Raw genomic sequence first — 14,560 nt, 5'->3', positions numbered from 1 at the left:
GGGGTCGTACTTATAGTCCTGGATGCTGTCGTTGTACGACCAGATGGTCGGCGGGATCGGGTTCTTCGCCGCCTGGCCCGCGCCCTGGTACACGGCGTCGAGGATGGCCTGCTTGTTGATGGCCATATTGACGGCGCGGCGCACGCGCACGTCGTCGAACGGCTTCTTCTGGACGTTGAAGGCCAGATAGCCGGTGTTCAGGCCCGGCTGGGTCAGCACGTTGAGCGCCGGGTCCTTCTGCATCGCCGGCACGTCGGCCGGGTTCGGATACGGCATCACGTGGCACTCGCCGGCCTTCAGCTTGGCGTAGCGCACCGCGGCGTCCGGGGTGATGGCGAAGACCAGGTTGTCGATCTTTTCCTTGCCGCTCCAGGCCTGGTCGAAGGCCTTGTAGCGGATCAGCGCATCCGGCTGGTACTGCACGAACTGGAAGGATCCGGTGCCGATCGGCACCTGGTCGACCTGCTCCGGCGTGCCGGCCTTCATCATCGCGTCGGCATATTCGGCCGACAGGATCGACGAGAACTCCATGGCCAGGTCGGCCAGGAACGGCGCTTCCGGCTTGGTCAGGGTGAACTTCACCGTGTGGTCGTCGACCTTGTCGATCGACTTCAGCAGGTCGGGGAAGCCCATGTCGTTGAAATAGTCGTACGACCCGCCGGAGACCTTGTGATACGGGCTGTCCTCCTTCCACATCCGGTTGAAGGTGAACAGCACGTCGTCGGCGTTGAAATCGCGGGTCGGCGTGAATTTGTCGTTGGAATGCCACTTCACCCCCTTGCGGAGGTGGAAGGTGTAGACCGTGCCGTCATCCGAGATGTCCCAGGACTCGGCCAGGCCGGGCTCGGTCTTGGTGCTGCCCTTCACGAACTCGATCAGATGATCGTAGATCGGGCCCGACGCGTCGAAGCTGGTGCCGGTGGTGTTGATCTGCGGATTGAAATTCTCCGGGCTGCCCTCGGAGCAATAGACGAGCGTCTTGGCCTCGGCGGACACCGCCGCCCCCGCGACGAGGACAAGCGCCATCGCCGTGGCGGACAAAAAGCGGGACATGAAACTCTCCCCTCTGGTGATCCTTCGGTCTGGGCTTGCCGCATAGCTGTATTGCCCAAACCGTGGGTTGCAGGGGATTACCGCAAGGGGCGGGGGTGATGTCAACTGGCCGGTTATGTCGGGCAAACTGAATCGCTTCCCAGGATAGACCCTGCCCGCCAGGGGATGGCCGGGCGACCCGGCAGATCGAAGCCAGCGAGGGGCCAAAAGGAAACGGACGGGACGACGTTGTGCCGCGGCCCCGCCCGTTTGTTGCTTTCGCCGCCGGGTTATTCGGCGATATCGACGCCGCGGAAATCGTGCAGGCCGACCGCGCTGATCTGGTAACCGCTGACGGCCTTCGCCGTGACCTCGGTGACCACCGAATGCGCGATCGGGATCCAGGGCGCCTGGTCGTGGAAGATCACCTGCGCCTGCTGGTACAGCTTGGTGCGCTCGGCCTGATCGGAGATGGACTGCGCCTTCAGGATCAGGTCGTTGAACTCCTTGTTGCACCACTTCGAGGTGTTGCTGCCGCCGACCCGCGCCGCATCGCAGCCCAGCAGGTTGTTCAGGAAGTTGTCGGGATCGCCATTGTCGCCCGACCAGCCGATCTGCTCCAGCTGGTGTTCGCCCTCCTGGGCGCGCTTGCGATACTCGCCCCATTCATAGGACACGACCTTCGCCTTGATGCCGACCTTGGCGAAATCGTTCTGCATCAGCTCGGCGATGCGCTGGGCGTTCGGGTTGTAGGGGCGCTGCACCGGCATCGCCCACAGGTCGGTCTCGAAGCCGTTGGGATAGCCGGCCTCGGCCAGCAGCTTCTTCGCCGCCTCGGGGTCGTAGGGATAGTCCTTGATGCTGTCGTCATAGGACCACATGGTCGGCGGGATCGGGTTCTTGGCCGCCTGGCCGGTGCCCTGGTAGACGGCGTCGATGATCGCCTGCTTGTTCACCGCCATGTTGACGGCCTGGCGCACGCGCACGTCGTCATAGGGCTTCTTCTGGACATTGATCGCGACGTAGCCGACATTGAGGCCGGGCTTCTGCAGCACGGTCAGCGCCGCATCCGACTTCATCGCCGGGATGTCGGCCGGATTCGGATAGGCCATGACATGGCATTCGCCGGCCTGCAGCTTGGCATAGCGCACCGCCGCGTCCGGGGTGATGACGAAGACCAGGTTGTCGAGCTTCTGCTTGCCGCCCCAGTACTGGTCGAACGCCTTGAAGCGGATCAGCGCGTCCGCCTGGTACTGCACCAGCTGGAACGGGCCGGTGCCGATCGGCACCTGGTCGATCTGCTCCGGCGTGCCGGCCTTCTGCAGCGCATCGGCGTATTCGGCCGACAGGATCGAGGCGAAGTTCATCGCCATGTTGGCGATGAAGGGCGCGTTCGGGCCGTTGAGGGTGAACTTGACGGTGTAGTCGTCGACCTTGTCGATCGACTTCAGCAGCGCCGGCATGCCCATGTCGCCGAAGTAGTCGTAGGAGCCGCCGGAGATCTTGTGATACGGGCTGTCCTCCTTCCACATCCGGTTGAACGAGAACAGCACGTCATCGGCGTTGAAGTCGCGGGTCGGCGTGAACTTGTCGTTCGACTGCCACTTCACGCCCTTGCGCAGGTGGAAGGTGTAGACGGTGCCGTCATCCGAGACATCCCAGGATTCGGCCAGCGCCGGGACGACTTCCGTGGTGCCCTGCTTGAAGGCCACCAGCCCATCATAGGCCGGCAGGGACGCGTCGAAGCTGGTGCCGGTGGTGTTGATCTGCGGGTTGAAGTTCTCCGGACTGCCCTCGGAGCAGTAGACCAGCGTCTTGGCCTCGGCCGAGGCGGCCGCGCCCGCGACGAGGACGAGCGCCATCGCCGTGGCGGACAGGAAGCGGGACATGGGGTTTCTCTCCTAAATCGGTCGGGCGCTGGTCGCGGCGCCCAGGTTGCGGGGATTACCGCAACCTGGGGGTGCGCTGTCAATCGACGCTCGCTTACCCGCCCGCCGCCATGGTCTCGGATGAGACCGTCAGGCTTAAAGTCCGTCGCATTTGACGCGACTCGCGCCTACTCCTGGATGTCGACGCCGCGGAAGTCGTGAATCCGCACCGGGGTGATGACGTAGTTCAGCACCTCCTTGCGGATCGCTTGGTACTCGACCGAATGGGCGATCGGCAGCCACGGCATCTGGTCGTGGAAGATCACCTGGGCCTGCTCGTACAGCTTGGTGCGCTCCGCCAGGTCGGCAGTGACCTTGGCCTTCTGGATCAGGGCCTCGAAGCCCTTGTCGCACCATTTGGCGACGTTGCCGCCGCCCTGCCGCGCCGCGTCGCAGCCCAGCAGATTGTTGAAGAAATTGTCCGGGTCGCCATTGTCGCCGCCCCAGCCGAACTGCGCCATCTGGTGCTCGCCGGCCTGGGCCCGCTTGCGGTACTCGCCCCATTCATAGGAGACGATCTTGGCCCGGATGCCGACCTTGGCCAGGTCGGCCTGCATCAACTCGGCGATGCGCTGGGCGTTCGGATTGTAGGGCCGCTGCACCGGCATGGCCCAGAGATCGGTGTCGAAGCCATTGGCCAGGCCGGCATCGGCCAGCAGCTTCTTGGCCGCCTCGGGGTCGTATTTGTAGTCCTGGATGCTGTCATTGTAGGACCAGATGGTCGGCGGGATCGGGTTCTTCGCCGCCTGGCCCGCGCCGAGATAGACGGCGTCGAGGATGGCCTGCTTGTTCACCGCCATGTTGATGGCGCGGCGGACGCGGACGTCGTCGAACGGCTTCTTCTGGACGTTGAAGGCCAGGTAGCCGGTGTTCAGGCCCGGCTGGCTAACCACCGTCACCGCCGGGTCCTTCTCCATCGCCGGCAGGTCGGCCGGGTTCGGCGACGGGATCACCTGGCACTCATTGGCTTTCAATTTGGCGTAGCGGACCGAAGAATCCGGGGTGATGACGAAGACCAGCGTGTCGATCTTCTCGCGGCCGCTCCAGGCCTGGTCGAAGGCCTTGTAGCGGATCAGCGCGTCCGGCAGGTACTGGACGAAGCGGAACGGGCCGGTGCCGATCGGGATCTGGTCGACATCCTCCGGCGTGCCGGCCTTCATCATCGCATCGGCATATTCGGCCGACAGGATCTGGGCGAAGTTCATCGCCATGTCGGCGATGAAGGGCGCCTCCGGCTTGGTCAGGGTGAAGCGGACGGTATAGTCGTCGACCTTGTCGATCGCCTTCAGCAGCGCCGGCATGCCCATGTCGCCGAAATAGTCGTAGGAGCCGCCGGAGACCTTGTGATAGGGGCTGTCCTCCTTCCACATCCGGTTGAACGAGAACAGCACGTCGTCGGCGTTGAAGTCGCGCGTCGGGGTGAACTTGTCGTTCGAGTGGAACTTCACACCCTTGCGCAGATGGAAGGTGTAGACGGTGCCGTCGTCCGAGACGTCCCAGGATTCGGCCAGGGCCGGCACCACCTTGGTGCCGCCGCGCTCGAACGCCACCAGTCCGTCATAGACCGGCACCGAAGCGTCCAGGCTGGTGCCGGTGGTGTTGATCTGCGGGTTGAAGTTCTCCGGGCTGCCCTCGGAGCAATAGACCAGCGTCTTGGCCTCGGCCGACCCGGCCGCGAGAACGAGCGCCAGCGCCGTGGCGCTCAGGAAACGGGACATGAGGCTCTCCCTGTTATGATTGGTGGTCTTGTCAAAGGTGGTTGGTTTCGCGTTGCCTCTCCCGCGTGGCGGGAGAGGTCGGGCGCCCGCAGGGCGACCGGGTGAGGGCTGGCCCAGGCCTCGACAAAACCCCCTCACCCGGAGCCGCTTCGCGTCTCCGACCTCTCCCGCAAGCGGGAGAGGCAACACGCTCGCTCAAGCCGCCCGGTCGGGATACAGCCCGGCCAGGCCTTCGCGGCTGGCGGGGCACACGCCGCGCTCGGTGATCAGGCCGGTGACGTAGCGCGCCGGGGTGACGTCGAAGGCCCAGTTCGCCGCTTCGCTGCCCTCCGGCAGGATGCCGACCGTCTCGATCCGGCCATCCGCGGTGCGGCCGGTGATGTGGCTCAGCTCGCGCGGGTCGCGCCGCTCGATCTCGATCTGGCGGATGCCGTCCGCCAGGGTCCAGTCGATCGTGGTGTAGGGCAGGGCGACATAGAACGGCACGCCGTTGTCATGCGCCGCCAGCGCCTTCAGATAGGTGCCGATCTTGTTGCAGACGTCGCCGGTCGCGGTGGTGCGGTCGGTGCCGACGATGCACAGATCGACCATGCCGTGCTGCATCAGATGGCCGCCGACATTGTCGGCGATCACGGTGTGCGGCACGCCGTGGCGGCCCAGCTCGAAGGCGGTGATGCTGGCGCCCTGGTTGCGCGGCCGGGTCTCGTCGACCCAGACATGCACCGGCAGGCCGCTGTCATGCGCCAGATAGATGGGCGCCAGGGCGGTGCCCCAGTCGACCGTCGCCAGCCACCCGGCGTTGCAATGGGTCAGCACGTTCAGCCGCTCGGGCCGGTCCTGCCGCTCCCAGATCTCGCGGAACACGGCCAGGCCGTGCTCGCCGATGGCGCGGCAGGTGGCGACGTCGTCGTCGCAGATCTCGGCGGCGCGGCGATAGGCGGCGGCGGCGCGCTCCGCCGGCTTCAGGGCCGCGACCCGGCCACGGACGTCGTCCAGCGCCCAGCGCAGGTTGACCGCGGTCGGGCGGGTGGCCAGCAGCCGGTCATAGGCCGCAGCCAGGGCGGCGTCGGACGGGTCGGCGCGCAGCGCCAGCGCCAGGCCGTAAGCGCCGGTGGCGCCGATCAGCGGCGCGCCGCGCACCTGCATGCTGCGGATGGCGTGGGCCGCCTGGTCCTCGGTCTCCAGCACCACGGTCTCGAAGCCGTGCGGCAGCTTGGTCTGGTCGATGATCACCACCCGCCAGCCATCCTCGGCCGGCCAGATGGTGCGGTAGGACTTGCCGTCGATCTTCATCGCTCAACCCTCACGGAAGACAGTCTCGGCCGCGTGGCGCAGATCGGCCGGGCCGGTGAAGCGGTCGCGTTCGACCAGGAAGGCGCGGGCCAGGCGCAGCGCCTTGGTCTCGCAGGCGGCACGCCGGTCCGGGTCGGCGATGGTCTCGAGGTCGGCGACGTGGGCCAGCCCCAGGATGCGGCGGACCATCTTGGCGCCGGCGAAGCCGACCGTGTCGCGAAACAGCCGGGCCATGACGGCCTTGCGGTGCGCGTCCAGCGCCAAGGCGCCGTCGCCATCGGCGAACAGCTCGCGGGTGAAGGCGTCGCCGGTGTTCTCGGCCCGCCACAGTTCCAGGAAGCGCTTCTGGAAGCCGGTCCAGATCGCCTCGGCCTGGACCAGCAGCCAGCTGCGATAGTCGGCGCGGTCATCGGCGGCCGTCGCATGGCCTTCCTGGGCGAAATAGGCCAGGAAGAAATTGGCCAGCAGGGCTCCGACATCGAAGCCCATCGGGCCATAGAAGGCGAATTCCGGGTCGATGGCGCGGCTGTCGGCCTCGGTCACCATGATCGACCCGGTGTGCAGGTCGCCATGCACCAGCGCCTCGGCCCGGGTCAGGAAGGCCCATTTCAGCTCCTGCACCGCCACCTTGGCGGCGGCGTCGGCGCGGAATTCGGCGGCGATGCCGTCCAGCTGCGGCGTGGTCCAGCGGTTCAGCTTGGCGATCCGGTAGGGATCGGTGAACACCAGGTCCTCGGTGATCTTGCACAAAGCGGTGTTGCCGCAGAACGGCGCCATCTTCGCCTTCTTCGCGGCAGCGGGCTCGTGCAAATCGGAGGTCTTGAACAGGGTCTGAGCCAGGAACTCCGCCATGTGCCCGGCCAGCAGCGGATAGCGGATGCCGGCGATCAGCCCCTTGCGCAGGATGATGTGCGGCGTCAGCCACTCCATCACGATCAGCGCCATGGCCGGGTCGAAATGGAAAAGCTTCGGCAGCAGATGCGGCACGTGGCTCGCCTGTTCCGACAGCGCATGCCATTCGAACCAGGCGCGGTCCAGCGGCAGCGGCCAGCTGTCGCCGACCAGCCGGACATAGGGCAGGGCCTGCTTGACCACGAGCCCGCCGGCGGAGCCGCGGACGATGAAGACGAGGTTCAGGTTGCCGTCGCCGACCTCGGTCACCTGCCAGCCGGCCGGGTCGCCGCCCAGCGCGTCGCGGATCGCGGGCAGGCCGGCCAGATAGGGGCGGATCGACGCCTCGTCCAGCGGCCGGTAGTCCGGCCCGCCGGTCAGCCGGCTCTCCTGCGCTTCGCCCATATCTCTGTCTCCGCCCCGGTCTTGCTCTTGGACGGGGCGGAGTGTCCGAAGCCGGCTCCCCCGCTGTCAAGCGCGGCCGGTTGCGGGCCGGCCCCGATCGGTGCGATGCAGGGGCAAGCGAAGGGGAGGGAGACCGATGCAGACCGTTCCGCACAACCCGACCGAGGGCATCTATCCGGCGACGCCGGACTACATCCATGCGCTGGAGGTGCGGCAGCCGAACCGCATCCTCTATGTCGCCGGCACCATGGGGCTGGACGCGCAGGGCGTGCCCGGCAAGACGCTGGAGCAGCAGTTGGCGCTGATCTGGTCGAACATCCGCACCATCCTGGCCAGCGCGGACATGACCGTCCGCAACATCGTGCGGATCACCAGCTATCTGCGCGATCCGGCCTATGCCGAGGCCAACCAGGCTGCCCGCATCGCCGCGCTGGACGGCCATGTGGTGCCGACCACGGCCCTAGTGGCACAGACGCTGTCGCCGGACTGGCTGGTGGAGATCGAGGTCATCGCGGCGGCCTGAGACCGCCCGTGAATGTTACTGGCGTGGCCGTCTGATGGCGGTTTCTCCGCTTCCGGTGCTCACGCACCAAACGTGCGCTGCGCTCCGGTTCTCGAAACCACCACCAGCCGACTCACGCTAGCGCATTTCCGAACGGTCTCAGAGAGACGCGATCACCATTCCATCCGCACGTCTCGGCCGGTGGCGGAGCTCTCGATCGCCGCCTCGATCACCCGGATCACGTCGCGGCCGTCGCGCGGGTCGACCGGCGGCGGGGCGCCGTCGCGCACCGCCGCGGCGACGCCGTCATAGAAGGCGACATAGCGGCCGGGCGCGATCGCCAAGCGCTGCGGCTCCGGCCGGCCCGTCTCCTGCCCCACCGTCAGCCAGCCGGTCTCCGGCTCCGTCTGGGCGGTGCCGGCGCGCAGATGGTCCTCCTGCGGGTCGATTTCCATCTTGCGGAAGGTGGCGCGGTCGCCCTGCACCACCAGCCGCGCCCCGGGCTCCGCCACCAGGATGCGGCAGCGCAGCAGGGCCCGCGTGGGGCCGAAGCCGAGGGTGAAGATCGCATCGTCCACCGCCTCGGCACCGGGGCGGATGGCGCGCAGCTCGGCCCGCACGAAGTCCGGCCGGCCGAACAGCACCAGCGCCTGGTCGATCAGGTGAGAGCCCAGATCGTAGTGCAGCCCCGATCCCGGCACCGCCTGCTCGCGCCAGCGCGCCCGCACGGTCGGGCGGTAGCGGTCGTAGTTGGATTCGAAGGACAGCACCCGGCCCAGCCGGCCCTCGGCGATCAGGTCGCGCAGGGCCGGGAAGTCGCCGTCCCAGCGCCGGTTGTGGAACACGGTCAGCACCCGCCGCCGCTCCGCCGCCAGGGCGATCAGGTCGTCGGCCTCGGCCGCCGTCACCGTGACCGGCTTGTCGACCACGACATGCTTGCCGGCCTCCAACGCCCGGCGGGCCACGGCGTGGTGGCTGCCGCTCGGCGTCGCCACCACCACCGCCTCGACCGACGGGTCGGCCAGCAGGGCGTCGACGGTGACGATCGGCAGATCCGGCGGTGCGTCGGTCACGCTCTCCGGATTCCGCACCGCTGCCGCGGCCAGTTCGGTGCCGGGGCAGGCGGTGATCAGGGGGCCGTGGAACACCCGAGCGGCGGGGCCGTAGCCGATCAGGCCGATGCGGACGGGTTTCATGCGATGCGGGCTTCCGTTCCGGCGTCGAACACCACGGCCTTGCCCATGTCGAACACCAGCCGGCTGCGCTGGCCGGGCCGGGCCTCGGCGTCGGGGCGCAGGCGGGCCAGCACCTCCTTGCCGCCCATCTCGACCACGGCGATCAGGTCCGGGCCGGTCGGCTCGGTCACCTCGATCAGGCAGTCGGCCGCCAGCGTCGGGCCGCCGCTGCTGACCGCGCCCTGCGGGTCGGTGATGTTCTCCGGCCGCAGGCCCAGGATGATCTCGCGCCCGGCGGCACCGCGCAGCCCGTCATTGGCCGGCAGCGGCAGCACCACCTCGCCGTCATGCATCCGGTCGATGGCGGCGTGCGGGCCGCCATTGTGGTCGACCACCTTGGCCTTGATCAGGTTCATCGGCGGCGACCCCATGAAACCGGCGACGAAGGTGTTGGCCGGGGTGTCGTAGATCTCCCGCGGCGTGCCCAGCTGCTGCAGCTCGCCCGCCCGCATCACCGCGATGCGGGTGGCCAGGGTCATCGCCTCGATCTGGTCGTGGGTGACGTAGACGATGGTCGATTTCAGACGCTGGTGCAGCTTCTTGATCTCGGTCCGCATCTCCACCCGCAGCTTGGCGTCGAGGTTGGACAGCGGCTCGTCGAACAGGAAGATCTTGGGGTTGCGCACCAGCGCCCGGCCCATCGCCACGCGCTGGCGCTGGCCGCCGGACAGCTGACTGGGCTTGCGCTTCAGCAGATGCTCCATCTGTAGCAGCCTGGCGACCTCGGCGATCGCCTTGGCCCGCTGCTCCTTCGGCACGCCGCGCATCTCCAGCCCGAAGCCGATGTTCTGCTCCACCGACATGTTCGGGTACAGGGCGTAGGACTGGAACACCATGGCGATGTCGCGGTCCTTCGGGTGCAGGTCGTTCACCCGCTGGCCGTCGATGGCGATGCTGCCGTCCGAGATGGTGTCCAGCCCGGCGATCATGTTCAGCAGCGTGGACTTGCCGCAGCCGGACGGGCCGACCAGCACCAGGAACTCGCCGTCATCGATGCCGATATTGATGCCCTTGAGGATCTCGATCGCGCCGTAGCGCTTGATCACGTTCTGGATCGTGAGAGAGGCCATGGTGCGGTTATCCCTTCACCGCGCCCGCCATCAGGCCGCGCACGAAATAGCGGCCGGCGAGCACATAGACGACGAGCGTCGGCAGCGCGGCGATGATCGCCGCGGCCATGTGGACGTTGTATTCCTTCACGCCGGTCGAGCTGTTGACGATGTTGTTCAGCGCTACGGTCACCGGCATGGCGCCGCCGCCGCCTGCGAAGGACACGCCGAACAGGAAGTCGTTCCAGATGTTGGTGAACTGCCAGATCACCGTGACCACGATGATCGGGATCGAGTTCGGCAGCAGGATCCGCCAGAAGATGCGGAAGAAGCCGGCGCCGTCGATCATCGCCGACTTCACCAGGTCGTTCGGGAAGGCGGCATAGTAGTTGCGGAAGAACAGCGTGGTGAAGCACAGGCCGTACACCACATGGACGAAGATCAGCCCGGGCGTGGAGGAGGCGAGGCCCAGCAGCCCCAGCGTCCGCGCCATCGGCAGCAGCACGATCTGGAACGGGATGAAGCAGCCGAACAGGATCAGGGCGAAGACGATGCCGTCGCCTTTGAACCGCCATTTGGTCAGGACGTAGCCGTTCAGCGCGCCGAGCACGGCGGAGATCGCCACCGCCGGCACCGTCATCAGGATCGAGTTGAGGAAATAGCCCTTCAGCCCCTCGCAGGTCAGGCCGACGCAGGTGGTGCTCCAGGCGCTGACCCAGGGCTCCACCGTCGGGTTCTGCGGCAGCGACAGCAGGTTGCCGGCGCGCACCTCGTCCAGCGTCTTCAGCGAGGTCACGATCATAACGAAGAGCGGGAACAGGTAGATCAGCGCGAACACGCCGAGGATGGCGAACAGCCCCCAGCGCAGCGCCACCGACAGGCCCGAACGCGGGCCGGGGACCATCAATGAGGCATCAGTCACGGCGTCCACCCCGCAGCTCGGAGTAGAGATAGGGCACGATGATCGCGCTGATCGTGGCCAGCATGATCACGGCGCTGGCGGCGCCGAGGCCCATCTGGTTGCGGGTGAAGGTCAGGCTGTACATGTACAGCGCCGGCATCCAGGTCGAGGTGCCGGGCCCGCCCGCGGTCAGCGCCATCACCAGGTCGAAGCTCTTGATCGCCAGATGGGCGGAGACCACGAAGGCCGACAGGAACACCGGCCGCATCAGCGGGATGATGATCCGGCGGTAGGTCTGCGGCAGCGTCGCGCCGTCGATCGCCGCGGCCTTCAGGATGTCGCTGTCGACCCCGCGCAGCCCCGCCAGGAACATCGCCATGACGAAGCCGGAGGACTGCCAGACGCCGGCGATGACGACGGTGTAGATCGCCATGTCGCCATTGATCAGCCAGTCGAAGGTGAAGCTGGTCCAGCCTATGTCGTGCATCAGCTTGTCGAGGCCGAGGCCGGGGTTGAGGATCCACTTCCACGCCGTGCCGGTGACGATGAAGGAGATCGCCATCGGGTACAGGTAGATGGTGCGCAGCGCTCCCTCGATGCGGATCCGCTGGTCCAGCAGGATCGCCAGCATCAGGCCGATCGCGGTGCTGATCCCGATATACAGCACGCCGTAGATGCCGAGATTGGCCAGCGAGATGTACCATTTCGGATCGGCCCACAGCTTCTCGTACTGGACCGGGCCGGCCCATTGGAAGCTGGGCAGCATCGTCGAGCTGGTGAACGACAGGTACAGCGTGAACAGGATAAAGCCGTAGACGCAGATGATGGTCACGGCGAAGGACGGCGCCAGAACGAGCTTGGGCAATGTCGTCTGGAGCCAATCGAAGGGGGATCGGCGACCCGCGGTTGCGGGCTCGGAGATCGCGGCCATCGGCAGGCCCTCGATTCAAGCGGGGGGCGGAAAAAGCGGCGGGGGCCGGCGACCGGCCCCCGCGCACGGGTTTACTTGGCGAGCGCCACCGCGTCGACCAGGGCCTTCGCCGCATCGGCGGAGGATTGGTTCGAGTTGAAGAAGTTGGTGACGACGTCGTAGATCGCGCCCTTGACCGCGGCCGAGGCGGCGTGGCCATGCGCCAGGCTGGGCAGCATGCCGCCGGTCGACTTGAACGCGTCGCGGTCGGCCATCGACTTCTGGCCGCACGGGTCGAACTTGTCCGGCTTGACCTCGGTGTTGGCCGGGATCGACCCCTTCACCAGGTTGAAGCTCTCCTGGAAGCTCGGGCTCTCGATGGCGCTGGCCAGCTTCAGCTGCGCGTCCTGCCGAGCCTTGTCGTCCAGGCTGAACATGGCGAACTGGTCGCTGTTGAACAGGAACGCCTTCTCGCTGCCCGGATAGGGCACGCAGACGATGTCGACGCCCGGCTTCAGCCCGGCCTTGATGAACTCGCCCTTGGCCCAGTCGCCCATCACCTGCATACCGGCCTCGCCGTTGATCACCATGGCCGAGGCCAGGTTCCAGTCGCGGCCTGAGAAGTTCGGGTCGACCCAGCCGCGCAGCACGCGGAATTGGTCGAACGCCTTCTGCATGGTGTCCCCGCCCAGCGCCGCCGGGTCGAGGTCGACGAAGGCCTTCTTGTAGAAGTCGTTGCCGCCGACCGAGACGACGATCGCGTCGAAAATCGTCGATTCCTGCCAGGGCTGGCCGCCATGGGCCAGCGGGGTGATGCCGGCATCCTTGAACTTCTTGGCCAGGGCCTGGAACTCGTCCCAGTTGGTCGGGGCCTTGCCGCCGACCTTGTCGAGCAGCTTCTTGTTGATCCACAGCCAGTTGGTGCGGTGGATGTTGACCGGCGCCGCCACCCACTTGCCGTCATAGGTCGAGAAGGCCTGGATCGCCGGCGGGATGTGGTCGGCCCAATGCTCCTTCTGCGCCAGCGGCGTCAGGTCGGCCAGCACGCCCTGCTCGGCCCAGTCATGGACGGCGAGGCCGAGCAACTGCACCGAGGTCGGCTTGTCGCCGGCGGTCACGCGGGCCCGCAGCGCGGTCATCGCGGCATCGCCGCCGCCGCCGGCCACCGGCGCGTCCTTCCAGGTGACGCCCTCCTTCTGTAGCTGTTCCTTCAGGACGTTGAGGGCGGCGGCCTCGCCGCCGGAGGTCCACCAGTGCATCACCTCGACCTCCTCCTTGGCCTGGGCGGCCGCGGAGGGGGCATAGGCGGCAGCGGTCAGGGCCAGGAGGCTTGCCGCGGTCGCCGTCAGATACGTCTTGAACATTCCCTGCCTTCTCCTGTTCGACGCCCGCGCAGGAACGCGCAGGCATTCTCCGCCGTCGAACGCGGCGGATCTCGGTGGGGTCGGGCCCCGAACCTCGACTTTCCATCCGAGCCAAGCGGCCCGGCGGCGTAACGTCTCCATACGCCAAGCGGATGGGGCTGCGAAGCCGGAATCCCTTTGTCTGACGATTGTTTAGCGGCTGAAGCTCAATCGTCCGGGAGACGATTTTCGCGACGGGGGAGCTGTCGCGCTGCCGACAGGCGGACGTCCTGCACAGCGTGCCGCAGCATCGATGTCCTGCAATCCGCCAGTCGCCATATATCAAATGATGTAATTCTCTCAAAGGCTGGAATATTTTTCTCTCTATCAAATGTTAGAGCGGGCGAAGCGAAACGGCCCTATCCAGTGGATCCGGAGTGGCCACGCCATTCTCGTTCGGACTTTGCAGCGAATTTCGGGCGGAAATTGGACGGAACATCGAAAGTAGTCGGGCGTTTCATCCGCAGTTCACACCGAAGCGGCAATTGATCGTTCGATCATTGCGCATCATCCGGGGGAGGGGTGGAAGACCTCGAGTCCGGACACGGCAAGATTTTGCCCGTTTCGGCAATGGCCGAGGGCAGGAAAGGGTGGAGACATGACGAACCGGATCAAAGGAGACCCGTCCACCAGCTTCACGTCCCTGGTGTCGCCGAGGATGGCGGATCTTCGGCGCTACGCGGCATCGCTGACCCGAGACCCGGTGGATGCGGAGGACCTGCTGCAGGAGACGCTGATGCGCGCCTACTGCAAGTTCCATCTCTGGCAGCCCGGCACCAATCTGATGGCTTGGCTGGTGGTGATGATGCGCCGGCTGTTCCTGTCGAAATTCGTCGGCCAGGCCAATCGCGCGTCCAGCCATTTCCCGGTCGAGGATTGCGAGATCGCCGTGCCGATCAACCAGGAGCAGCGGGTGGAGATCGGCCGTGTCCAGGACTCCTGGTCGCGCCTCAGCCACGACCATCGCGAGGTGCTCGAGATCGTCGCCGTTGGCGGCGCCTCCTATGACGAGGCGGCCAGCACGCTCGGCGTCCCGGTCGGCACCGTCCGGTCCCGCCTCGGCCGGGCACGGCAAAGCCTGCGGCAACTGAGCGGCGTGCACTGAGCGCCCGCTTCCCGATGTCTGTACGGAATGGGCGCCCTCGCGGCGCCCTTTCTGCGAGAGCTTCTCGAGCAACCAATCCGTCATCCCCGCGAAAGCGGGGATCTCGCGACGCTTGCACAGAAAGAGATTCCCGCTTTCGCGGGAATGACGAGGAAGGGATAGGCCGTGCTGCGAAGAGGCCCCTCAGC

General features: G+C 66.7%; 12 protein-coding genes. 2 read left to right on the top strand and 10 right to left on the bottom strand.

What is annotated here, in order from left to right; all coding sequences use genetic code 11:
• The 5 genes from ABDW35_RS18175 to mtnK form a co-directional block, all read right to left on the bottom strand.
• Nucleotides 1-1,053, bottom strand: a 1,053-nt coding sequence (locus ABDW35_RS18175; RefSeq protein ID WP_343715291.1) for an ABC transporter substrate-binding protein, incomplete at its 3' end; no start/stop codon positions are given.
• Nucleotides 1,054-1,322: 269 nt separating this feature from the next.
• Complete coding sequence (locus ABDW35_RS18170) at nucleotides 1,323-2,921, bottom strand: ABC transporter substrate-binding protein (RefSeq protein ID WP_343715290.1); 1,599 nt, start codon at nucleotides 2,919-2,921, stop codon at nucleotides 1,323-1,325.
• 167 nt (nucleotides 2,922-3,088) lie between these two features.
• A complete protein-coding gene (locus ABDW35_RS18165; RefSeq protein WP_343715289.1) occupies nucleotides 3,089-4,678 on the bottom strand; it encodes an ABC transporter substrate-binding protein in 1,590 nt (529 codons plus the stop codon).
• Nucleotides 4,679-4,873: 195 nt separating this feature from the next.
• Entirely contained in the window at nucleotides 4,874-5,971 is a 1,098-nt protein-coding gene (gene mtnA, locus ABDW35_RS18160; RefSeq protein WP_343715288.1) for an S-methyl-5-thioribose-1-phosphate isomerase, read from the bottom strand.
• Between the two features lie 3 nt (nucleotides 5,972-5,974).
• Nucleotides 5,975-7,267: an S-methyl-5-thioribose kinase gene (gene mtnK / locus ABDW35_RS18155; protein ID WP_343715287.1), complete on the bottom strand. Its 1,293-nt coding sequence runs from the start codon at nucleotides 7,265-7,267 to the stop codon at nucleotides 5,975-5,977.
• Between the two features lie 136 nt (nucleotides 7,268-7,403).
• Between mtnK and ABDW35_RS18150 the strand changes: the two genes are divergently transcribed.
• Nucleotides 7,404-7,790 (top strand): RidA family protein, encoded by a 387-nt coding sequence (locus tag ABDW35_RS18150; RefSeq protein ID WP_343715286.1) that lies wholly within the window; start codon nucleotides 7,404-7,406, stop codon nucleotides 7,788-7,790.
• Between the two features lie 152 nt (nucleotides 7,791-7,942).
• Here ABDW35_RS18150 and ABDW35_RS18145 read toward each other — a convergent pair whose 3' ends face one another.
• From ABDW35_RS18145 to ABDW35_RS18125, 5 genes are all read right to left on the bottom strand, one after another.
• Complete coding sequence (locus ABDW35_RS18145) at nucleotides 7,943-8,965, bottom strand: Gfo/Idh/MocA family oxidoreductase (RefSeq protein WP_343715285.1); 1,023 nt, start codon at nucleotides 8,963-8,965, stop codon at nucleotides 7,943-7,945.
• Nucleotides 8,962-10,074 carry a sn-glycerol-3-phosphate ABC transporter ATP-binding protein UgpC gene (gene ugpC, locus ABDW35_RS18140; RefSeq protein ID WP_343715284.1) on the bottom strand — a complete coding sequence of 371 codons (1,113 nt, stop codon included), beginning with the start codon at nucleotides 10,072-10,074 and terminating at the stop codon, nucleotides 8,962-8,964. Before ugpC ends, ABDW35_RS18145 begins: the two co-directional genes overlap by 4 nt.
• Nucleotides 10,075-10,081: 7 nt before the next feature.
• The gene (locus ABDW35_RS18135) at nucleotides 10,082-10,957 is read right to left on the bottom strand and encodes a carbohydrate ABC transporter permease (RefSeq protein ID WP_343715283.1); all 876 of its coding nucleotides are present in this window, start codon (nucleotides 10,955-10,957) and stop codon (nucleotides 10,082-10,084) included.
• A gap of 10 nt (nucleotides 10,958-10,967) precedes the next feature.
• Nucleotides 10,968-11,885 carry a sugar ABC transporter permease gene (locus tag ABDW35_RS18130; protein ID WP_343715282.1) on the bottom strand — a complete coding sequence of 306 codons (918 nt, stop codon included), beginning with the start codon at nucleotides 11,883-11,885 and terminating at the stop codon, nucleotides 10,968-10,970.
• 71 nt (nucleotides 11,886-11,956) lie between these two features.
• The gene (locus tag ABDW35_RS18125) at nucleotides 11,957-13,228 is read right to left on the bottom strand and encodes an ABC transporter substrate-binding protein (protein ID WP_343715281.1); all 1,272 of its coding nucleotides are present in this window, start codon (nucleotides 13,226-13,228) and stop codon (nucleotides 11,957-11,959) included.
• 637 nt (nucleotides 13,229-13,865) lie between these two features.
• Between ABDW35_RS18125 and ABDW35_RS18120 the strand changes: the two genes are divergently transcribed.
• Complete coding sequence (locus ABDW35_RS18120; protein WP_343715280.1) at nucleotides 13,866-14,372, top strand: sigma-70 family RNA polymerase sigma factor; 507 nt, start codon at nucleotides 13,866-13,868, stop codon at nucleotides 14,370-14,372.
• Nucleotides 14,373-14,560 lie beyond the last annotated feature (188 nt).

It is taken from the genome of Inquilinus sp. (assembly GCF_039594555.1).
Lineage (GTDB): Bacteria > Pseudomonadota > Alphaproteobacteria > DSM-16000 > Inquilinaceae > Inquilinus.
The sequence above is the reverse complement of the archived record's forward strand: the minus strand, read 5'-3'. Positions and strand labels throughout refer to the sequence as shown.

What these genes read in the sequence shown, in the direction of transcription:
- ABDW35_RS18165 (WP_343715289.1), bottom strand. Translation starts at nt 4,678, where the DNA reads ATGTCCCGTTTCCTGAGCGCCACGGCGCTGGCGCTCGTTCTCGCGGCC.
- ugpC (WP_343715284.1), bottom strand. Translation starts at nt 10,074, where the DNA reads ATGGCCTCTCTCACGATCCAGAACGTGATCAAGCGCTACGGCGCGATC.
- ABDW35_RS18150 (WP_343715286.1), top strand. Translation starts at nt 7,404, where the DNA reads ATGCAGACCGTTCCGCACAACCCGACCGAGGGCATCTATCCGGCGACG.
- ABDW35_RS18125 (WP_343715281.1), bottom strand. Translation starts at nt 13,228, where the DNA reads ATGTTCAAGACGTATCTGACGGCGACCGCGGCAAGCCTCCTGGCCCTG.
- ABDW35_RS18170 (WP_343715290.1), bottom strand. Translation starts at nt 2,921, where the DNA reads ATGTCCCGCTTCCTGTCCGCCACGGCGATGGCGCTCGTCCTCGTCGCG.
- mtnA (WP_343715288.1), bottom strand. Translation starts at nt 5,971, where the DNA reads ATGAAGATCGACGGCAAGTCCTACCGCACCATCTGGCCGGCCGAGGAT.
- ABDW35_RS18135 (WP_343715283.1), bottom strand. Translation starts at nt 10,957, where the DNA reads ATGGTCCCCGGCCCGCGTTCGGGCCTGTCGGTGGCGCTGCGCTGGGGG.
- ABDW35_RS18130 (WP_343715282.1), bottom strand. Translation starts at nt 11,885, where the DNA reads ATGGCCGCGATCTCCGAGCCCGCAACCGCGGGTCGCCGATCCCCCTTC.
- ABDW35_RS18120 (WP_343715280.1), top strand. Translation starts at nt 13,866, where the DNA reads ATGACGAACCGGATCAAAGGAGACCCGTCCACCAGCTTCACGTCCCTG.
- ABDW35_RS18145 (WP_343715285.1), bottom strand. Translation starts at nt 8,965, where the DNA reads ATGAAACCCGTCCGCATCGGCCTGATCGGCTACGGCCCCGCCGCTCGG.
- mtnK (WP_343715287.1), bottom strand. Translation starts at nt 7,267, where the DNA reads ATGGGCGAAGCGCAGGAGAGCCGGCTGACCGGCGGGCCGGACTACCGG.